This window comes from Kitasatospora terrestris (assembly GCF_039542905.1).
Lineage (GTDB): Bacteria > Actinomycetota > Actinomycetes > Streptomycetales > Streptomycetaceae > Kitasatospora > Kitasatospora terrestris.
In genome coordinates, this window is sequence record NZ_BAABIS010000001.1 from 7,369,708 (window position 1) to 7,388,204 (window position 18,497).

The following is an 18,497-nucleotide window of genomic DNA, read 5'->3' on the forward strand; positions in this document are numbered from 1 at the left end:
CGCGGTGCCGAGTACGCGGGCCACCGGTACGGCGGATCGCCGCCGCCGGCCGCCCGGGAGTGCTGAGCCGCCCGACGGCACGGCGCGGTGGCGCGCCGCGACCGGGGGACACCTGGCGGATGCTACTCGCGCGTCTGCGCGGCCGCGAGCATTTCCGCAGCTCATAACGGCTTCGGTATCGAAACGGTACGTGATCCGTGACCGTGAGCTGCGAGGCGCGACGTCATGGCCGCCGGGCGCTGTCCGCTACCTCTATGCTGCGGGCATGCCGAACGCGACGAGGGTCCGTCAGCCGTCCGACACCGCCGCGGATGCGGCGTTCGTCCGGGCCCACACCCAGGTCCAGCCGGTGCCGTTCGTGCCGGAGGTCCGCCTGCACATGGCCGAGGACGCCATCGCGCTGTGGGAGACCACCGAGACCGCGCGGGGCGAGATCGGCATGCCGCCGCCGTTCTGGGCGTTCGCCTGGGCCGGCGGGGTCGGGGTCGCCCGGTACGTGCTGGACCATCCCGAACTGGTCGCCGGCCGTACGGTCCTGGACCTGGCGGCGGGCTCCGGCCTGGTCGGGGTCGCGGCGGCGCTGCGCGGGGCGAGCTCGGTGCGGGCCGCCGAGATCGACGCGTACGCGGTGACCGCGATCGGCATCAACGCGGAGCTGAACGGCGTCCGGATCTCGGCCGCCGTGGAGGACCTGCTGGACGGTGACGGCGGCCCGGCCGAGGTGGTGCTCGCCGGGGACGTCTTCTACGAGCGCGCGATGGCCGCCCGCTTCCTCCCCTTCCTGGAGCGGGCCCGCGCCCGCGGCGCCGAGGTCGTCGTCGGCGATCCGGGCCGCCGCTACCTCCCGCGCGAGCGCTTCACCGCCCTCGCCGCCTACGACGTCCCCGTGGTCGCCGACCTGGAGGACGCCGCCCGCAAGACGACCACCGTCTGGCGTCTCGCCGGCTGACCACGAGGAGGTCCCGCCCGATGGCGGCGTACGACGTCAAGCGCGAGCAGAAGGAGCTCTACGCGCCCGGGAACACCGCCTGGGCCGTGATCGACGTGCCCGAGCAGCAGTTCCTCGCGGTCGACGGCACCGGCAACCCGAACACCGCGCCCGCGTACACCGCGGCGGTCGAGGCGCTCTACGCGGTCGCGTACACCGTGAAGTTCGCGGCGAAGCGCACCGGGGGCGGCGACTTCGTGGTCCCCCCGCTGGAGGGCCTGTGGTGGGCGGAGCGGTACGAGGCGTTCACCACCGGTGCCAAGGACAGCTGGAACTGGACCATGCTCATCTGCATGCCGCCCTGGATCGACGAACGGACGATCGAGGACGCCCGGGAGACCGCGCTGGCCAGGAAGAAGAACCCGGCGATCGCCCTGGTCCGGCACCTCACCCTGCACGAGGGCCCCAGCGCGCAGGTGCTGCACACCGGCTCGTACGACGACGAGGCGCCGCTGCTGCACGAACTCCACCACCGCTACCTCGCCGCCAACGGCCTGCGGCCGACCGGCCGGCACCACGAGATCTACCTCGGCGACCCCCGCCGCACCGCGCCCGAGAAGCTGCGGACCGTGCTGCGCCAGCCCGTCGAGCCCCTCGGGTAGACCGAGCCGGGTGTCTCGCGGAGCGGAATTGCGCGCGGGCCCGGCCGGCCGGGTGTTTGGCTGCCGGTCATGAGCGAACCGCGGATCAGGACCGCCACCCTCGACGACGTGCACCCCGTCCTCGCCTTCTGGAAGGAGGCGGCCGAGGGCACGTCCATCACCGACGACGTGGACGGCGTGACCCGGCTGATCGAGCGCGACCCGCAGGCGCTGATCCTCGCCGAGCTCGACGGCCTGCTGGTCGGCTCGGTGATCGCCGGGTACGACGGCTGGCGCTGCTCGCTCTACCGGCTGGCCGTCCTGCCCGCGCACCGGCGGCAGGGCCTCGCGGGCGCGCTGCTGCGGGCGGCGGAGGACCGCTTCGCGGCGGTGGGCGGGCGCCGCGCCGACGCGATGGTGCTGGAGTCGAACGAGCGCGCGCAGCACGCCTGGACCTCGGCCGGCTACGTCCGCGAGACCCGCTGGCGCCGCTGGGTGAAGTCCTTCCGCTGACGGCCGGGCCGGCCGGGCGCCCGCCGGGGGCGCCCGGTCAGCGGCCGGGGGCGCCGGTGGGCGGGGCGGGGAGCACGGTGAAGCGCAGCCCGGCCGCGGTGAGCCGCTCGATCAGCGCCGGACCCATCGCGGTGGCGGTGGTCACCTGGCCGGCGGTGGGCGGGAGTTCGTCGAAGGCCAGGCAGAGCGCGGACTCGGCGAGCATCTTCGCCGTCTCGCCGTAGCCCGGGTCGCCGCCGGACACCTCGGTCCACACCCGCTGCCCGTCGCTCTCGCCGACGAACCGGACGGTGAACCAGGAACGGGCCCGCCGCCGCTCGTCCGGGCCCTGGCCCGGCCGGTGCAGCACGCTCACCGCCCGCCGCAGGGCCGGGAGTTGGGCGGCCAGGGCGAGCAGGACCACGCCGAGGGCGCCGACCACCGCGACCGGCAGGTGCTTGACGGCGGCGAAGTGCCCGTAGCGGAAGTCCGGGCCGTACGCGGGCAGCGCGGCCGCGGAACGGGCCACCACCTGCGGGTCGATCGCGGGCATCGGCACGATCCACGCCCGGGCGTCGCGGGAGCGGCGCGGCAGCCCGTACTCGATCCGCACCCGGCGCTCCAGCGGCTGCGGCTCGACCGCGCGCCGGCGCCGCGCGGCCTCCAGCATGCCGCGCGGCCGGACATCGCGGCCAGCGCGGAGGCCAGCGTCCCGCCGGACGGCGAGCCGCCGGCGCGCACGAAGCCCTGGAGCGAGATCGGCGAACCCTTCGGCAGGTGCCCGACGGTGAACAGCGCGCCCAGGTCGTGGGGCACCGAGTCGAAGCCGCACGCGTGCACCAGCCGGGCGCCGGACTCCACCGCCCGCGCGTGGTGCTTCACGTACATCAGGTCGACGAACTCCGGCTCGCCGGTGAGGTCCACGTAGTCGGTGCCGGCCTCCGCGCACGCGGCGACCAGCGGCTCGCCGTACCGGATGTACGGACCGACCGTGGAGATCACCACCCGGGCCTGCCCGGCGACCTCGCGCAGCGACGCCGGATCGGACGCGTCCGCCGTCAGCAGCGGCAGATCGGCGCACGCCGGGTCGATCGCCGCCAGCCGCCCGCGCACCGCCGCCAGCTTGGCCGGGTTGCGGCCCGCCAGCGCCCACCGGCAGCCGGCCGGCGCGTGCCGCGCCAGGTACTCGGCGGTCAGCCCGCCGGTGAAGCCGGTCGCGCCGAACAGGACGAGGTCGTACGGGCGCTGCGCGGGCATGCCGATCCCTACTGGCCGGTAATGGGTGAAGGCCACGCTAGAGAGCCGGTGGCGGGGTGTCAACGGCCCTGCCGGACGGGCGGCGGTGACGGCGGCTCGGCTCCGATCGGCTCGGCTGGGCTCAGGCGACGGTGAGGGTGCCCTTCATCGTCGGGTGGATGCTGCACGTGTACGGGTAGTCGCCCGGCTGCGTCGGCGCGGTGATCTCCACGGACTTGCCGGTGGTGAGGATCCCGGTGTCGAAGCCACCTCCCCCGGACGCCGTCGCGGTGAGCGTGTGGGACTCCGAGTCCTGGTTGGTCACCACGATCCGGGTGCCCGGGGCGACGATCAGCGGGGTCGGGCTGAAGGCGAAGTCCTTGATCGTGACGGTGACGGTGCCGGTGGTCACCGTGGGGGACGGCGACCCGGACGCCGCCGTGGTGGCCGACGGCGACGGAGCGTTCGAGTCGCCGCTGGAGCAGGCGGCGAGCACGGCGGCCGCGAGAGCGCCGCCGGCGCCGAACAGGACACCGCGCCGGGTCGGGCCGACGGCGGTCCGGGCGGCGGCGGACGGGGCGGCAAGCGGAGGGCGGGAGTTCATCCCGCCAGGATCCGCCGCGCCCGGCCGGTGCGGCCGGTGCACACGCGGTGCCCGCCGCGGACTCACCCGACCGGGTGAGCACCCGGGGCGTGCCGGGCGGCGAACGCCGCCGCGTCCCACGCGCCGCCGAGCGCGGGCGCGAGCGAGGCCCGGGCCACCGCGTGGAACGGCGCCCCGCCCTCGGCCGCCGAACCGGCCGGCAGCGCCCCGAGCAGCGGCACCTCCGCCGCCGCGGGCAGATCGGCCAGGTTGCAGCGGGCCGCCAGATCGGCGTCCTCGGGCCAGCTGCCGATCACCACGCCGCGGGTGCGCAGTCCGCGGGCGCGCAGTGCCTCCAGGGTCAGCGCGGTCGAGTTCAGGGTGCCCAGGCCCGCGGCGACCACCACCAGGAACTCGACGTCCACGCCGAGCGCGAGGGTCGCCGCCGCCATCTCGGCCAGCCCCCGGCCCTGTTCGTCGTAGCGGACCAGCAGGCCGCCGGCGCCCTCCACCAGGACGGTGGCGTGCTCGGCGGCGAGGCCGGCGACCGCCTTCGCGACCGCGTCCGGGCCTAGCGTGGGCAGGCCGGAACGGCGGGCGGCCGTGTCGGGGGCCAGCGGCTCGGGGTAGCGGGCGAGTTCGGCGGTCGCCACGTGCGGGCCGGCCAGCCGGACCACCTCGGCGGCGTCGCCCGGCTCGCCGACCGCGACGCCGGTCTGCCCCGGCTTCAGCACGGCCACCGACGGCCCCGCCAGCGCGGCCACCGCCGCGGTCACCACGGTCTTCCCGACCTCGGTCCCGGTCCCGGTGATGAAGAGGACGGACACAGGGGGTTCCTTTCGAACGGCGGGAGATGTCATCGGGGGCTCGGGGAACCGCGACGCCGACCACGGGGTTGGCCAACAGCGCTGGTGCGGCCAACCCCGGGGTTGCCTCCGGCCGGGAGGTACCCCCACGCGCCCCCGAAAAGCTAGCCTGCGGCTGCCGCCGCACGCACCGCCGCCGTGATGCGGCCCAGGTCGGTGTCGTCCGTGACGTACGGCGGCATGGTGTAGATCAGGTCGCGGAACGGCCGCAGCCACACGCCCTCGGCCGCCGCCGCGGCGGTCGCGGCCCGCATGTCGACCGGGTGGTCGAGCTGGACGACGCCGATCGCGCCGAGCACCCGGACGTCGTGGACGCCGGGTACGGACGCCGCGTCGGCGAGCCCGGCCCGCAGGCCGGTCTCGATCCGCTTGACCTCCACCTGCCAGTCCTGGCCGAGCAGCAGGTCGATGGAGGCGTTGGCGACCGCGGCGGCCAGCGGGTTGCCCATGAACGTCGGGCCGTGCGCGAGCACGGGGACCTCGCCGCGGCTGATGCCGTCGGCGATCCGCGAGGTGCACAGGGTGGCGGCCATGGTGAGGTAGCCGCCGGTCAGCGCCTTGCCGAGGCACATCACGTCGGGGGAGACCCGGGCGTGGTCGGCGGCGAAGAGTTCGCCGGTGCGGCCGAAGCCGGTGGCGATCTCGTCGAAGACCAGCAGGACGTCGTGCCGGTCGCAGAGTTCGCGCAGCAGCCGCAGGTACGCGGGGGAGTGGAAGCGCATCCCGCCCGCGCCCTGGACGACCGGTTCGACGATCACGGCGGCGAGCTCGCCGGCGTGACGCTCGATCAGTTCGGCGAGGTGCGCGGCGTACGCCCCGTCGAGCGGGGCGTCGTACCCGCCGGGCGGCTCCTCGGCGAAGACCTGGTGCGGGAGGACGCCGCCCCACAGGGCGTGCATGCCGCCCTCGGGGTCGCAGACCGACATCGGGTGGAAGGTGTCGCCGTGGTAGCCGCCGCGCCAGGTGAGCAGGCGGCGCTTGGCGGGTCGGCCGACGGACACCCAGTACTGGAGGCACATCTTCATCGCGACCTCGACCGCGACCGAGCCGGAGTCGCCGAGGAAGACGTGCTGCAGCGGTTCGGGGGTGATCTCCACCAGCCGGGCGGCGAGCCGGACGGCGGGCTCGTGGGTGAGCCCGCCGAACATCACGTGGCTCATCCGGCCGAGCTGCGCGCGGACCGCCTCGTCCAGGACCGGGTGGCCGTAGCCGTGGATGGCGGCCCACCAGGAGGACATGCCGTCGACGAGTTCGTCCCGGCCGGCGACCGGCTGCGCGAGGCGCAGCCGGACTCCGGAGGCGGACTCGACGACGTACGGGTCGACGGTGCCCGGCATCGGCGCGTACGGGTGCCAGACGTGGGCCCGGTCGAGGTCGAGGAGGTGGCGCGGGTCCATCAGGCGTTCGGGGCCAGCTCGGTGCCGGCGCCGCGGCGGCGGACCTTCACCAGGTCGGTGCGGGCCTCGTCGTCGGCGTCCTGCTCGTCGACGGCCGCCGCTGCCGCGGCGAGCTCCTCGTGCCCGCCGCAGCCGCCGCAGGCGTCGCCGCAGCCGTGGGCCTCGGCGGGGGCGGCGGAGGAGCCGCAGACCGAGCCGCAGCCGCCGCCCGTGCCGGCCTCCACCCGGTGGCGGGGCAGGGTGGTCTGCTCGGCGCCCTCGACCTCGAAGCCGGCGTCCTTGATCATGTCGAGGTCGGCCTGGCCGGCCTGGCCCTCGCTGGTGAGGTAGTCGCCGAGGAAGATCGAGTTGGCGATGTGCAGGCCGAGCGGCTGCATCGAGCGCAGGTGGACCTCGCGGCCGCCGGCGATCCGGACCTCGATGTCGGGGCAGACGAAGCGGACCATCGCCAGGATGCGCAGGCAGCGCTGCGGGGTGAGGTTCCACTCCTTGGCGAGCGGGGTGCCCTCGAACGGGATGAGGAAGTTGACCGGCACCGAGTCGGGGTCGAGCTCGCGCAGCGCGAACACCACGTCGACCAGGTCCTCGTCGGTCTCGCCCATGCCGGCGATCAGGCCGGAGCAGGCGGACAGGCCCGCGCCGTGCGCCTTGGTGACGGTGTCGACCCGGTCGGCGTAGGTGTGCGTGGTGGTGATCTCGCCGTACGTGGCCTCGGAGGTGTTGAGGTTGTGGTTGTAGGCGTCGGCGCCGGCCGCCTTCAGGCGCTCGGCCTGGTTGTCGGAGAGCAGGCCGAGGCAGGCGCACACCTCGACGTTCTCGTCGGCGTCCTTGATCGCGGCGATGGTGTCGGCGACCCGGTCGATGTCACGGTCCGTCGGGCCGCGGCCGGAGGCGACCAGGCAGACCCGCTTGGCGCCGCCGGCGACGCCGGCCCGGGCCGCGTCGGCCGCCTGCTCGGGCTTGAGCCAGGTGTACTTGAGGATCTCCGCCTTGGAGCCGAGCCGCTGGGAGCAGTAGTTGCAGTCCTCCGGGCAGAGGCCGCTCTTCAGGTTGACCAGGTAGTTGAGCTTGACCCGGCGGCCGAACCATTGCCGGCGGACCCGCCCGGCGGCCGCGACGACGTCCATCAGCTCGTCGTCGGTGGTGGCGAGAACGGCCAGGGCTTCCTCGCGGGTGGGGAGTTCCCGGCGCAGGCCCTTGGCGGTGAGGGTGTCGAGCAGATCCATGCGCCTGATCCTGCCTGGCGGGGCTCGCGTTCCGCCAGAGGGAACCCGCCAGAAGATCGCCGCCGGGGTGTGCGAGTTGTCACAGTGTCGGAGCACTCGGTAGTGGCACAGGTCACGTACGCCCTACCCGCAGGTACGTGCGCCCCTGCCGGTCGGATTGGTCGTATCGGATGTCTACAATCTGCGCCATGACGACACCTCGCCGCCCCCGGCGCAACCGCATAGTGCTCTGGTGCGCGCTGGCCGGAGTGGCCGCGGGCGGGGTGTGGGTGGTGTCGCGACCGCACCCGGGCGACCTGCTGCCCGGCCTCGGGCCCACCAGCAGCAAGGCGCCGGCCGCCGTGCCGCCGCCGGGCGCGCAGGCGGCCCAGGCGCCGACGGAGGCTCAGGCGTTCACCGCCGAACGCTACTTCCCGGCGCAGCGGATCGTCGACCAGGACGGCTACCGGGCCCGGCGGACGGCCGCGCGGCAGGGCACCGACTGCGTGGAGACCCAGGCCGACCGGGCGCACGACGCGCTGAAGGACCTCGACTGCCAGGCGTACGTGGCGGTCGCGTTCAGCCGCGCCGACCAGCCGGTGGTCACCAGCGTGACGGTGCTGCGCTTCAACGACGCGGGCGCGGCGGCGAAGGCCGCGCAGGCGCTCGGCGACAAGGCGGCGGCGTTCGCCTTCACCCTGCCCGACGGCACGCCGCCCCCGGCGGTGAACGGCACCGCGAAGCCGATGACCGCCGCCAGGGTGGCCACGGCGGGCCACTACCTGACCGTCACCGTCTCCCGGTACGCCGACCAGCGGGCCGGCAACACCCCGGACCAGGCGCTGCAGGAGTCCACCCGGGCGGCGGCGTACGTCGCCCGGGCCCCCTTCAGCTGGATGTAGCCGCCCCGGCCGGCGGGGGCGGATTCAGCGGACCGGCCCCACGGCGGTCACCTTCAGGACCGCCCGGCCCTCCTCGTCGGAGCCGTAGAGGTCGACCTCGGCGCTGATGCCCCAGTCCTGGTCGCCGTTCGGGTCGTCGAAGATCTGCCGGACCCGCCACAGGCCCTCGTCCTCGACCTCCTCGATGAGCAGCATCTTCGGGCCGCGCGCGTCCGGGCCGGTGCCGAGGTCGTCGTACTCGTCCCAGTAGCCGTCCATCGCGTCCGCCCAGCGGTCGGCGTCCCAGCCGTACTCGCCGTCCAGCTCGGCCAGCACGTCGTAGTGCTCCAGCGCGGCGAGCTCGACCCGGCGGAACATCTCGTTGCGCACCAGCACCCGGAAGGCCCGCGCGTTGGCGGTGACCGGCGCCGGCTTGTCGTCGAGGCGGACCTCGCCCGCCTCCGGCTCGGTCGGGTTGGCCAGCGCCTCCCACTCGTCGAGCAGCGAGGAGTCGACCTGGCGGACGAGCTCGCCGAGCCAGGCGATGATGTCCTTGAGGTCGTCGGTCTTCAGGTCGTCCGGGACGGTCTGCTCCAGCGCCTTGTACGCGCCCGCGAGGTAGCGCAGCACGATGCCCTCGGTCCGGGCGAGCTCGTAGAAGCCGACGTAGTCCGAGAAGGTCATGGCCCGCTCGTACAGGTCGCGCACCACCGCCTTGGGCCGCAGCGGGTGGTCGCCGATCCACGGGTGCGCCCGGCGGTAGACCTCGTACGCGTGGCCGAGGAGCTCCTCCAGCGGCCGCGGGTAGGTGATCTCCTGGAGCCGCTCCATCCGCTCCTCGTACTCGATGCCGTCGCGCTTCATCTCGGCGACGGCCTCGCCGCGGGCCTTGTTCTCCTGCGCGGCGAGGATCTGCCGCGGGTCGTCCAAGGTGGCCTCGACCACCGAGACCACGTCGAGCGCGTACGAGGGGGACTCCGGGTCCAGGACGTCGAAGGCGGCCAGCGCGAAGGTGGACAGCGGCTGGTTGAGCGCGAAGTTCTCCTGCAGGTCGAGGGTGAGGCGCACGGTGCGGCCCTCGGCGTCCGGCTGGTCCAGCTTCTCGACGATGCCGCCCTCGACCAGCGAGCGGTAGATCTGGATCGCCGAGCGGATGTGGCGGCGCTGCGCCGGGCGCTCCTCGTGGTTGTCGGTGAGCAGGTGGCGCATGGCGTCGAACGGGTCGCCGGGGCGGCCGATCACCGACAGCAGCATGGCGTGGCTGACCTTGAAGCGGGAGACCAGCGGTTCCGGGTCGGCGGCGATCAGGCGCTCGAAGGTCTCCTCCGACCAGCTGACGAAGCCGTCGGGGGCCTTCTTGCGGACGACCTTCTTCTTCTTCTTGGGGTCGTCGCCGGCCTTGGCCAGCGCCTTCTCGTTCTCCACCACGTGCTCGGGCGCCTGGGCGACCACCTGGCCGACGGTGTCGAACCCGGCCCGGCCGGCCCGGCCGGCGATCTGGTGGAACTCGCGGGCGCGCAGGATCCGCACCCGCTGGCCGTCGTACTTGGAGAGCGCGGTGAACAGCACGGTGCGGATCGGCACGTTGACGCCGACGCCGAGGGTGTCGGTGCCGCAGATGACCTTCAGCAGGCCGGCCTGGGCGAGGCGCTCGACCAGCCGGCGGTACTTGGGCAGCATGCCGGCGTGGTGCACGCCGATGCCGTGCCGCACGAACCGGGAGAGGTTGCGGCCGAACTTGGTGGTGAAGCGGAAGTTGCCGATCAGGTCGGCGATGGCGTCCTTCTCCGCCTTGGAGCACATGTTGATGCTCATCAGCGACTGGGCCCGCTCGACGGCTTCCTTCTGGGTGAAGTGCACGACGTAGACCGGCGCCTGACCGGTCTTCAGCAGCTCCTCCAGGGTGTCGTGCAGGTTGGTGCGCCGGTACTCGTAGAACAGCGGGACCGGGCGGGTCGCCGAGCGGACCGCGGTGGTCGGGCGGCCGGTGCGCCGGGTCAGGTCCTCCTCGAAGCGGCGGACGTCGCCGAGGGTCGCGGACATCAGCAGGAACTGCACCTGCGGCAGCTCGATGATCGGGATCTGCCAGGCCCAGCCGCGGTCCGGCTCGGCGTAGAAGTGGAACTCGTCCATCACGACCTGGCCGATGTCGGCCCGGTCGCCGTCGTGCAGGGCGATCTGGGCGAGCACCTCGGCGGTGCAGCAGATGATCGGCGCGGTCGGGTTGACCGAGGCGTCGCCGGTCATCATGCCGACCTGCTCGGTGCCGAAGATCTTGCACAGGTCGAAGAACTTCTCCGACACCAGCGCCTTGATCGGCGCGGTGTAGAAGGTGCGCTTGCCCTCGGCCAGGGCCGCGAAGTGCGCACCCGCCGCGACCAGCGACTTCCCGGAGCCGGTCGGGGTCGCCAGGATCACGTTGTTCCCGGAGACCAGCTCGATCAGCGCCTCCTCCTGGGCCGGGTAGAGGGTGATGCCGCGCTCCGTCGCCCACTCGGCGAAGGTCTCGAACAGCGAGTCGGGCGTGGCGGGCTTCGGCATCAGGTCCAGGAGGGTCACCGGCCTATCTTGCCTGTTCGGCCGGGGCCGGGGCAAAGGAGATGGCGGGCACCGGGCCGCCCGGCGGGCACCGGCCCGTCACTCGCGGAAGGTGCGCCGGTAGGTGCCCGGGGAGACGCCGATCGCCGTGTGCAGGTGCTGGCGCAGGGTCACGTCGGTGCCGAAGCCGACCCGCTCGGCGATCCGGGTCACCGCCAGGTCGGTGGTCTCCAGCAGGTGGCGGGCCAGGTCCAGGCGCTGCTGGGTGAGCCACTGGCCGGGGCTGAGGCCGGTCTCGGCGCGGAAGCGCCGGGTGAAGGTGCGGCGGCTCATCCGCGCGTGGTCCGCGAGGTCGGCGAGCTGCAGCGGCTCGTGCAGGCGGTCGAGGGCCCAGGCGCGGGTGACCGAGGTGCCGGCGTCGGTGCGCTCCGGCACCGGCCGCTCCACGTACTGGGCCTGCCCGCCCTCGCGCTGCGGCGGGACCACACAGCGGCGGGCGACCTGGTTGGCGACGCCGCTGCCGTGGTCGAGCCGGATCAGGTGCAGCAGCAGGTCGATCCCGGCCGCGGCGCCCGCCGAGGTGTGGATCCGGCCGGCGTCCACGTAGAGCACGTCCGGCGCCAGGTCGACCCGCGGGTAGTGGCGGCGGAAGTGCTCGGCGTGGTGCCAGTGGGTGGCGGCGGGCAGGCCGTCCAGCAGCCCGGCGGCGGCCAGCGGGAAGGCGGAGATGCAGATGGCCGCGATCCGGGCGTCCGGGGGGATCAGGGCGAGCGCCTCGGCGGCGGGCGCCGGGAGGGAGGACCGGTCGGTGATCCGGACGAACTCCTCGGAGGCCGGGACCACCACGGTGTCCGCCCCGGCGAGGGCGGTGGCGTCGTGCTCCACGGTGATCGAGAAGTCGGCGTCGGTGCGCACCGGACGCCCGTCCGGCGAGCAGGTCACCACCTCGTACAGCGGCCGCCCGGCGGCGTCGGTGGCCGCCCCGAACAGGCGGGAGGCCAGGCTCAGCTCGAAGGGGATGACCCCGTCCAGGGCGAGGACGACAACACGGTGCATGGCCCAATTCTTGCACATCATGGCCATCGGGCCACTGTTTCCGCAGGTCGACCCGGCGCAGGCTGGACGCATGACGACGATGAAGGCGATCAGCCAGAACAGCTACGGCACCCCCGAGGTCCTCGCGGAGATCGAGGTGGAGCGCCCGGTCCCCGGCCCCTCCGAGGTGCTGGTCCGGGTCCGCGCGGCCGGCATGAACCCCACCGACTGGAAGCACCGGCAGTTCCCCGGCTTCCTCGACCGCCTCCCGCTGGTGCTCGGCTGGGACCTCTCCGGCACCGTCGAGGCCGTCGGCACCGGCGTGACCCTGCACGCGCCGGGCGACGAGGTCTTCGGCATGCTGCCCTACCCGTACGGCGTCGGCTCCTTCGCCGAGTACGCGGTCGCCCCGGCCCGCGCCCTGGTCCGCAAGCCCGCCGCCCTCGACCACGTGCAGGCCGGCGCCGCGCCGCTGGCCGCGCTCACCGCCTGGCAGGCCCTGGTGGACGCGGCCGACGTCCGGCCCGGCGAGCGGGTCCTGGTGCACGCCGCCGCCGGCGGGGTCGGGCACCTGGCGGTGCAGATCGCCAAGGAGCGCGGCGCGTACGTGATCGGCACCGCCAGCGCCGCCAAGCACGAGGTGGTGCGCGGGCTCGGCGCCGACGAGATGGTCGACTACCGCACCGAGGACTTCACCGCGGTCGACAAGGTCGACGTGGTGCTCGACACCATCGGCGGGGACACCGCGCTGCGCTCGCTGGAGGTGCTGAAGCCCGGCGGGCGGCTGGTCACCATCGCGCTGATGGACGTGCCCGGCAACCTCGCCGAACGGGCCGCCGAGCTCGGCGTGAGCGCGGTGCCGCTGCTGGTCGAGGCGGACCAGCAGGGCATGCGGGAGATCGCCGGCCTGCTCGCGGCAGGGCGGCTGCGCCCGGTGGTGGAGGCGGTCCTCCCGCTGGCGGACGCGGCGAAGGGCCACGCCCTCGGCGACACCGGCCGGGTCACCGGCAAGGTCGTGCTGACGGTGGAGTGACCCCGGAGCGGGCGTACGGAGCCCCGGGCGGCCGCGGCGGCGGCCGCCCGGGGAGTCGGTGGTGCGTCAGGAGAAGACGAACCAGTTGAGGTTGACGAAGTCGGCCGGCTGGCCGGAGCTGAACGTCAGGTAGACGTCCTTGACTCCGGTGGTGCGGGTGATGTCCGCGGGCACCGTCCGCCAGGTCTGCCAGCCGCCCGTGTTGGCCAGCGCGAAGCTGCCGATCGGCGTCGCCGTGGGGCTGCCGAGGCGGACCTGCACCAGGCCGCTGACCCCGGCCGCGGCGCCGGAGGCGACCCGGGCGTCGAACCGGGTGGCGCCGGTGGAGCCGAAGTCCAGCGTGTAGCGGAGCCAGTCGCCGTTGGCGAGCCAGCCGACGTCCGAGCCGCCGCCGGTGTCGGAGCAGGCCTCGGTCTGCGAGCCGGACTGGGCGCGGTAGGACTCGGCCTGGACGGTGGCGAAGGCGCTCACCGCACCGCCGGTGGCGCTGGCGCTCGGCGAGGGCGAGGGGGTGGACCCGGACAGGCCGCCGACCGTGACCACGAACCGGCTCGGGCTGCCGTGCTGCACCTTGCCCTCGAAGTCCACCCCGGCCGGGTGGACGTCGTCGTACGGGAAGGCGTAGCCGAGCCCGTCGGGCGTGGTGGAGTGCAGGATCCGGGCGTAGTGGTTGGTGCGCGCCTTGGTGTAGAACGCGGCCGGGTTCTCGCCGGTCGGCTGGTTGGCGTTGTCCAGCAGGGTGGTGCGGTTGAACGCGGCGGCCAGCCGGGCGCTGATGTTGCCCATCAGGTCGTTGCCGGTGGTGAACGGCGCGTCGCTGCAGGAGAAGATCGCCGCCGTGGAGGGCTTGCTGAAGCTGCCCACCCCGGGGAAGGCCAGGGTGCCGCCGCTGACCCGGCCGGTCACCACGCCCCAGGTGTACTGGGTGTCGATCTTCAGGTCGGTGCCGGCGTACTTGGACCACACCTGGTCGACGTAGGAGTCGAAGTACCCGGGGAACAGCGCGCCGTTGCCGCGGATCGCCAGGTTCGGGCTGAGCACCCGCAGGTCCGAGCCGTTGCGGTTGACGATCAGCTTGCTCCAGTCGCTGCCGTCCGAGGCGGACTGCGCGCGCAGCGCGGACGCCACCCGGGCCAGGCCGTCGGCCGGCAGGCCGCGCACGGTCTGGGTGCCCTGCGGGGTCTCCAGCTGGAAGGCGATCGGCAGGCAGACCATGTCGACGAAGGTGATGTTCGCGAACAACTGGTCGTTGTTGAACGTGAATTCGCAGAAGTCGTGGCGGACGTTCGCGTTCGGGTCGCTCGGGTTGAGCACCGAGGGCATGGCCAGGCCGCCGCCCCGGTTCATCAGGAAGGTGAGCTTCGCGCCGACCGAGAAGTAGATCCGGCCGCTGTCCAGGTGCGGCAGGGTGACCCGGCGCGGGGCGGCGCCCGAGGCGTTCAGCGCGATGGCGCAGTCCACGCCCAGCGGCGTCTGGTCGTTGGCCGGGTTCGGCGGGTGGTAGAGGCTCGCGCCGTCGGCCTGGACGAAGGCCCAGCTGCCGCCCGCGGACGGGTCGCGGCCGACCACGTAGGCGTAGACGGTGTTGCTGCCGGTGGTGTTGGCCAGGTCCATCGCCAGGGTGGCGGGCGTCTGGGCCTCGGCGCCGGCGCTCAGCCAGGTGGCGGTGAGCGGCACGGCGAGCGCGGCGCCGGCCGCGGCGAGCAGCTTCCGGCGGGAGAGGGGCGCGCGGTGGGACGGGGTCATGTGGGGGTGTCCGTTCCTTGCGGGGGTGGAGCTGTCAAGGGGTGGTGGGGGTGCGCGGCCGGCCGGGGGGAGGGCCGGCCGCGCGGGAAGGGGCCGGGGTCAGCCCAGGATCCACTTCTGGGCGGCGGTGCCGTTGCAGGTCCACAGCTGGAGCCGGGTGCCGTCCGCCGAGGAACCGTTCGGCGAGTCCAGGCACTTGCCGGAGCCGGGGTTCAGGAAGTCGTTGCCGGAGCGGTGGTTCCACTGCTGGGCGCTGGTGCCGTTGCAGGTGTACAGCTGGATGACCGCGCCGTCGTTGTGCGAGGCGGCCGCGACGTCCAGGCACTTGCCGAGCGCGCGGACCGTGCCGTCGGTGCCCACGGTCCACTGCTGCGCCGCGCTGCCGGTGCAGTTGTGCAGCTGGATCGGCGTGCTGTCGGCGCTGGAGCCGCCGGCCACGTCCATGCACATCCCGCCCGGGCCGGTGATCCGCCCGGTGTACGAGCCGCCGGTGCTGCCGCCCCAGGTGGTGGTGTGCACGTAGTCGACGACCATGGTCTGCGGGTAGGTCGAGGAGCCGTCCGGGCTGCCCGGCCAGTCACCGCCGACCGCCAGGTTGAGGATCACGAAGAACGGGTGGTCGAAGACCCAGCGGTTGCCGCCCAGGTCGGCGGGGGTGCGGGTCTGGTAGACGTTGCCGTCGACCGACCACTTGATCGCGGTGGGGCTCCAGTCGACCGCGAAGGTGTGGAAGGCGTCCGCGAAGGACTGCCCGGCCGGCAGGCTGTACGGCGCGCCGATGCCGCCGGCGCCCGAGTAGCCCGGGCCGTGGATGGTGCCGTGCACGGTGCCCGGCTCGCGACCGATGTTCTCCATGATGTCGATCTCGCCGCTGTTGGGCCAGCCCACCGAGCCGAGGTCGTTGCCCAGCATCCAGAAGGCCGGCCAGATGCCCTGGCCGCGCGGGATCTTGATCCGCGACTCGAAGTGCCCGTACGCCTGGGAGAAGGTCTGGGCGGTGTTCAGCCGGGCCGAGGTGTACTGACAGGTGCCGTACCAGCAGCTGAGGCCGCCGCTGCTCCGCTTGGCGGTGATGACCAGGTGGCCCTGGCCGTCCAGGGCGGCGTTCTGGGCGCCCGGCGTGTAGTACTGCAGCTCGTGGTTGCCGTTGCCGGAACCGCCGGTCTCCATCGTCCACTTGGACGGGTCGGCGGCCGCACCGGCGGGCCCGTCGAAGTCGTCGTTCCAGGTCGACGCGGCGACCGGTGCGACGGAGGCGGGGGTCGCGGCGCCGGTGGCGGTGGTGGGGGAGGTGATCAGCGCGGCCGCGAGCAGGCCGGCGCCGAGGGCTGGCAGCAGGCCGCCGAAGAGTCGGCGGCGGGTGGGGGTTGCCATGAGGTGTCACCCTTCTCGTTGAGAGCGCTCTCTGGCGGGATCCTAGGGGCGGCTTTCAAGTCATGGCAATGTCAAAGAGCCAAGTTCTTTCCCCGTGCGGGCGAAGGGCCCTGACGGAACCTCATCGTTCGCATCCGGCGTTCAGGTGTCGAACAAGGGTTGAGAGCGCTCTCCAATCCGAGAGAGAACTTCCGGACACCCGGCGCGTGACGCGGGTCACAACGGGGCAGTACTCCTAGTCTCACGGTCACACCGCTGCTGCGAGGGAGTCCGCCATGAGTCGAGTCGTACGTGCCGCTCTGTTCCAGACCGCGTGGACGGGGGACAAGGAGACGATGATCGCGGCGCACGAGCGGGCGGCGCGCGAGGCCGCCGCCCAGGGTGCCCGGGTGATCGGCTTCCAGGAGGTCTTCAACGCGCCGTACTTCTGCCAGGTCCAGGAGCCCGAGCACTACGGCTGGGCCGAGCCGGTGCCGGACGGCCCGACCGTCCGGCGGATGAGCGCGCTCGCCAAGGAGCTGGGCCTGGTGATCGTGGTGCCGGTGTACGAGGTCGAGCAGTCCGGCTTCTACTACAACACCGCGGCCGTGATCGACGCCGACGGCAGCTACCTCGGCAAGTACCGCAAGCACCACATCCCGCAGGTCAAGGGCTTCTGGGAGAAGTACTACTTCAAGCCCGGCAACCTGGGCTGGCCGGTGTTCGACACCGCGGTCGGCAAGGTCGGCGTGTACATCTGCTACGACCGGCACTTCCCGGAGGGCTGGCGGGCGCTCGGCATGGCCGGCGCCGAGATCGTCTACAACCCCTCGGCGACCAGCCGCGGCCTGTCCGCGTACCTGTGGCAGCTGGAGCAGCCGGCCGCCGCCGTCGCCAACGAGTACTACGTGGCGGCGATCAACCGGGTCGGCGTCGAGGAGTACGGCGACAACGACTTCTACGGCACCAGCTACTTCGTCGACCCGCGCGGCCAGTTCGTCGGCGAGGTCGCCTCCGACAAGGACGAGGAGCTGGTCGTCCGCGACCTCGACCTGGACCTGATCGACCAGGTCCGCCGGCAGTGGGCCTTCTACCGCGACCGCCGGCCGGACGCCTACGGTCCGCTGACCGAGGCGTGAGGGGAGCAGCCGTGACCCGTACCGTGATCCGCGGCGGCCTGGTGGTCACCGCGGCCGAGGAGATGCACGCCGACGTCCTGATCGAGGGCGAGCGGGTGGTGGCGCTGGCGGCCTTCGGGACGTCCGCGGCCGAGGGCTGGACGGCGGACCGCGAGATCGACGCCCGCGGGCTGTACGTGATCCCCGGCGGCGTCGACGCGCACACCCACATGGAGCTGCCGTTCGGCGGCACCTCCGCCTCCGACACCTTCGAGACCGGCACCCGGGCCGCCGCCTGGGGCGGCACCACCACGATCGTGGACTTCGCCGTGCAGGGCGTCGGCGCCACCCTGCGGGCCGGGCTGGACGCCTGGCACGCGAAGGCCGACGGCAACTGCGCGATCGACTACGGCTTCCACATGATCCTGGCCGACGTCAACGAGCACAGCCTGAAGGAGATGGACCTGCTGGTCGCGGAGGGGGTGAGCTCCTTCAAGCTGTTCATGGCCTACCCGGGCGTGTTCTACAGCGACGACGGGCGGATCCTGCGGGCCATGCAGCGCGGCGCCGACAACGGCGGCCTGGTCATGATGCACGCCGAGAACGGCCTGGCCATCGACGTGCTGGTCGAGCAGGCGCTGGCCGCCGGGCACACCGACCCGCGCTACCACGGCGAGGTCCGCCGGGAGCTGCTGGAGGCCGAGGCGGTCCACCGCGCGATCAAGCTCTCCCAGGTGGCCGGCTCCCCGCTGTACGTGGTGCACGTCTCCGCCGCCTCCGCGGTCGCCGAGCTCGCCGCCGCCCGCGACCAGGGCCTCAACGTCTTCGGCGAGACCTGCCCGCAGTACCTGTACCTGTCGACCGACAACCTCGCCGAGCCCGGCTTCGAGGGCGCCAAGTACGTCTGCTCCACCCCGCTGCGGCCCAAGGAGCACCAGGCGGCGCTCTGGAGGGGCCTGCGGACCAACGACCTTCAGGTGGTCTCCACCGACCACTGCCCGTTCTGCTTCGTCGGGCAGAAGGAGCTCGGCCGCGGCGACTTTTCGAAGATCCCCAACGGCCTGCCGGGCGTCGAGAACCGGATGGACCTGCTGCACCAGGCCGTCGTCGACGGCCACCTCTCGCGCCGCCGCTGGATCGAGATCGCCTGCGCCACCCCCGCCCGGATGTTCGGCCTCTACCCGCGCAAGGGCACCATCGCCCCCGGCGCCGACGCCGACATCGTGCTGTACGACCCCTCCGCCACCCAGACGCTGTCCGCCCGGACCCACCACATGAACGTCGACTACTCGGCGTACGAGGGCCGGCAGCTCACCGGCCGGGTCCGCACCGTGCTCTCCCGCGGCACCGTGGTGGTCGACGGCGACCGCTGGCTCGGCCGGGCCGGCCACGGCCGCTTCCAGCCGCGCGCCACCTGCCAGTACCTCATCTGACCCACCCCGCAA

General features: G+C 73.4%; 15 protein-coding genes and 1 pseudogene. 7 read left to right on the forward strand and 9 right to left on the reverse strand.

Annotated elements, in window-relative coordinates:
• Nucleotides 1-265 precede the first annotated feature (265 nt).
• From ABEB06_RS33750 to ABEB06_RS33760, 3 genes are all read left to right on the forward strand, one after another.
• Nucleotides 266-949 (forward strand): class I SAM-dependent methyltransferase, encoded by a 684-nt coding sequence (locus tag ABEB06_RS33750; RefSeq protein ID WP_345700720.1) that lies wholly within the window; start codon nt 266-268, stop codon nt 947-949.
• 20 nt (nt 950-969) lie between these two features.
• Nucleotides 970-1,590, forward strand: coding sequence for a GyrI-like domain-containing protein (locus ABEB06_RS33755; protein WP_345700721.1), 621 nt, complete (start codon nt 970-972; stop codon nt 1,588-1,590).
• Between the two features lie 69 nt (nt 1,591-1,659).
• Nucleotides 1,660-2,082, forward strand: a complete 423-nt coding sequence (locus ABEB06_RS33760; RefSeq protein WP_345700722.1) for a GNAT family N-acetyltransferase — start codon at nt 1,660-1,662, stop codon at nt 2,080-2,082.
• A 37-nt stretch (nt 2,083-2,119) separates the two neighbouring features.
• Here the strand turns inward: ABEB06_RS33760 and ABEB06_RS33765 are convergent.
• The 5 genes and pseudogenes from ABEB06_RS33765 to bioB form a co-directional block, all read right to left on the reverse strand.
• A pseudogene (locus ABEB06_RS33765) lies at nt 2,120-3,318 on the reverse strand (saccharopine dehydrogenase family protein).
• 121 nt (nt 3,319-3,439) lie between these two features.
• Complete coding sequence (locus ABEB06_RS33770; protein ID WP_345700723.1) at nt 3,440-3,901, reverse strand: cupredoxin domain-containing protein; 462 nt, start codon at nt 3,899-3,901, stop codon at nt 3,440-3,442.
• A 62-nt stretch (nt 3,902-3,963) separates the two neighbouring features.
• Nucleotides 3,964-4,707: a dethiobiotin synthase gene (bioD, locus tag ABEB06_RS33775; RefSeq protein ID WP_345700724.1), complete on the reverse strand. Its 744-nt coding sequence runs from the start codon at nt 4,705-4,707 to the stop codon at nt 3,964-3,966.
• Nucleotides 4,708-4,850: 143 nt separating this feature from the next.
• Nucleotides 4,851-6,143 carry an adenosylmethionine--8-amino-7-oxononanoate transaminase gene (locus tag ABEB06_RS33780; RefSeq protein ID WP_345700725.1) on the reverse strand — a complete coding sequence of 431 codons (1,293 nt, stop codon included), beginning with the start codon at nt 6,141-6,143 and terminating at the stop codon, nt 4,851-4,853.
• Entirely contained in the window at nt 6,143-7,369 is a 1,227-nt protein-coding gene (gene bioB / locus ABEB06_RS33785) for a biotin synthase BioB (protein WP_345700726.1), read from the reverse strand. The genes ABEB06_RS33780 and bioB overlap by 1 nt, the downstream gene beginning before the upstream one ends.
• A 188-nt stretch (nt 7,370-7,557) precedes the next feature.
• Here bioB and ABEB06_RS33790 point away from each other — a divergent pair, with 188 nt between their 5' ends.
• Entirely contained in the window at nt 7,558-8,250 is a 693-nt protein-coding gene (locus ABEB06_RS33790; protein ID WP_345700727.1) for a hypothetical protein, read from the forward strand.
• Nucleotides 8,251-8,274: 24 nt separating this feature from the next.
• Here ABEB06_RS33790 and ABEB06_RS33795 read toward each other — a convergent pair whose 3' ends face one another.
• Both ABEB06_RS33795 and ABEB06_RS33800 read right to left on the reverse strand, forming a co-directional pair.
• Nucleotides 8,275-10,770 (reverse strand): DEAD/DEAH box helicase, encoded by a 2,496-nt coding sequence (locus tag ABEB06_RS33795; RefSeq protein ID WP_425559824.1) that lies wholly within the window; start codon nt 10,768-10,770, stop codon nt 8,275-8,277.
• A 96-nt stretch (nt 10,771-10,866) separates the two neighbouring features.
• Complete coding sequence (locus tag ABEB06_RS33800; RefSeq protein ID WP_345700729.1) at nt 10,867-11,823, reverse strand: GlxA family transcriptional regulator; 957 nt, start codon at nt 11,821-11,823, stop codon at nt 10,867-10,869.
• 79 nt (nt 11,824-11,902) lie between these two features.
• Here ABEB06_RS33800 and ABEB06_RS33805 point away from each other — a divergent pair, with 79 nt between their 5' ends.
• On the forward strand, nt 11,903-12,835 hold the full coding sequence (locus ABEB06_RS33805) for an NADP-dependent oxidoreductase (protein ID WP_425559825.1): 933 nt from the start codon (nt 11,903-11,905) through the stop codon (nt 12,833-12,835).
• A gap of 66 nt (nt 12,836-12,901) precedes the next feature.
• Here ABEB06_RS33805 and ABEB06_RS33810 read toward each other — a convergent pair whose 3' ends face one another.
• Both ABEB06_RS33810 and ABEB06_RS33815 read right to left on the reverse strand, forming a co-directional pair.
• Nucleotides 12,902-14,581, reverse strand: a complete 1,680-nt coding sequence (locus tag ABEB06_RS33810) for a glycoside hydrolase family 64 protein (protein ID WP_345700731.1) — start codon at nt 14,579-14,581, stop codon at nt 12,902-12,904.
• Between the two features lie 99 nt (nt 14,582-14,680).
• Nucleotides 14,681-15,955, reverse strand: coding sequence for a ricin-type beta-trefoil lectin domain protein (locus ABEB06_RS33815; RefSeq protein WP_345700732.1), 1,275 nt, complete (start codon nt 15,953-15,955; stop codon nt 14,681-14,683).
• Nucleotides 15,956-16,230: 275 nt separating this feature from the next.
• On the opposite strand from ABEB06_RS33815, the gene ABEB06_RS33820 reads away from it, so the two are divergent.
• Both ABEB06_RS33820 and hydA read left to right on the forward strand, forming a co-directional pair.
• Entirely contained in the window at nt 16,231-17,073 is an 843-nt protein-coding gene (locus ABEB06_RS33820; RefSeq protein WP_345700733.1) for a nitrilase-related carbon-nitrogen hydrolase, read from the forward strand.
• 11 nt (nt 17,074-17,084) lie between these two features.
• On the forward strand, nt 17,085-18,485 hold the full coding sequence (gene hydA, locus ABEB06_RS33825) for a dihydropyrimidinase (protein WP_345700734.1): 1,401 nt from the start codon (nt 17,085-17,087) through the stop codon (nt 18,483-18,485).
• Nucleotides 18,486-18,497: the final 12 nt, after the last annotated feature.

What these genes read in the sequence shown, in the direction of transcription:
- ABEB06_RS33750 (WP_345700720.1), top strand. Translation starts at nt 266, where the DNA reads ATGCCGAACGCGACGAGGGTCCGTCAGCCGTCCGACACCGCCGCGGAT.
- ABEB06_RS33755 (WP_345700721.1), top strand. Translation starts at nt 970, where the DNA reads ATGGCGGCGTACGACGTCAAGCGCGAGCAGAAGGAGCTCTACGCGCCC.
- ABEB06_RS33760 (WP_345700722.1), top strand. Translation starts at nt 1,660, where the DNA reads ATGAGCGAACCGCGGATCAGGACCGCCACCCTCGACGACGTGCACCCC.
- ABEB06_RS33770 (WP_345700723.1), bottom strand. Translation starts at nt 3,901, where the DNA reads ATGAACTCCCGCCCTCCGCTTGCCGCCCCGTCCGCCGCCGCCCGGACC.
- ABEB06_RS33780 (WP_345700725.1), bottom strand. Translation starts at nt 6,143, where the DNA reads ATGGACCCGCGCCACCTCCTCGACCTCGACCGGGCCCACGTCTGGCAC.
- bioB (WP_345700726.1), bottom strand. Translation starts at nt 7,369, where the DNA reads ATGGATCTGCTCGACACCCTCACCGCCAAGGGCCTGCGCCGGGAACTC.
- ABEB06_RS33790 (WP_345700727.1), top strand. Translation starts at nt 7,558, where the DNA reads ATGACGACACCTCGCCGCCCCCGGCGCAACCGCATAGTGCTCTGGTGC.
- ABEB06_RS33795 (WP_425559824.1), bottom strand. Translation starts at nt 10,770, where the DNA reads ATGCCGAAGCCCGCCACGCCCGACTCGCTGTTCGAGACCTTCGCCGAG.
- ABEB06_RS33800 (WP_345700729.1), bottom strand. Translation starts at nt 11,823, where the DNA reads ATGCACCGTGTTGTCGTCCTCGCCCTGGACGGGGTCATCCCCTTCGAG.
- ABEB06_RS33805 (WP_425559825.1), top strand. Translation starts at nt 11,903, where the DNA reads ATGAAGGCGATCAGCCAGAACAGCTACGGCACCCCCGAGGTCCTCGCG.
- ABEB06_RS33810 (WP_345700731.1), bottom strand. Translation starts at nt 14,581, where the DNA reads ATGACCCCGTCCCACCGCGCGCCCCTCTCCCGCCGGAAGCTGCTCGCC.
- ABEB06_RS33815 (WP_345700732.1), bottom strand. Translation starts at nt 15,955, where the DNA reads ATGGCAACCCCCACCCGCCGCCGACTCTTCGGCGGCCTGCTGCCAGCC.
- ABEB06_RS33820 (WP_345700733.1), top strand. Translation starts at nt 16,231, where the DNA reads ATGAGTCGAGTCGTACGTGCCGCTCTGTTCCAGACCGCGTGGACGGGG.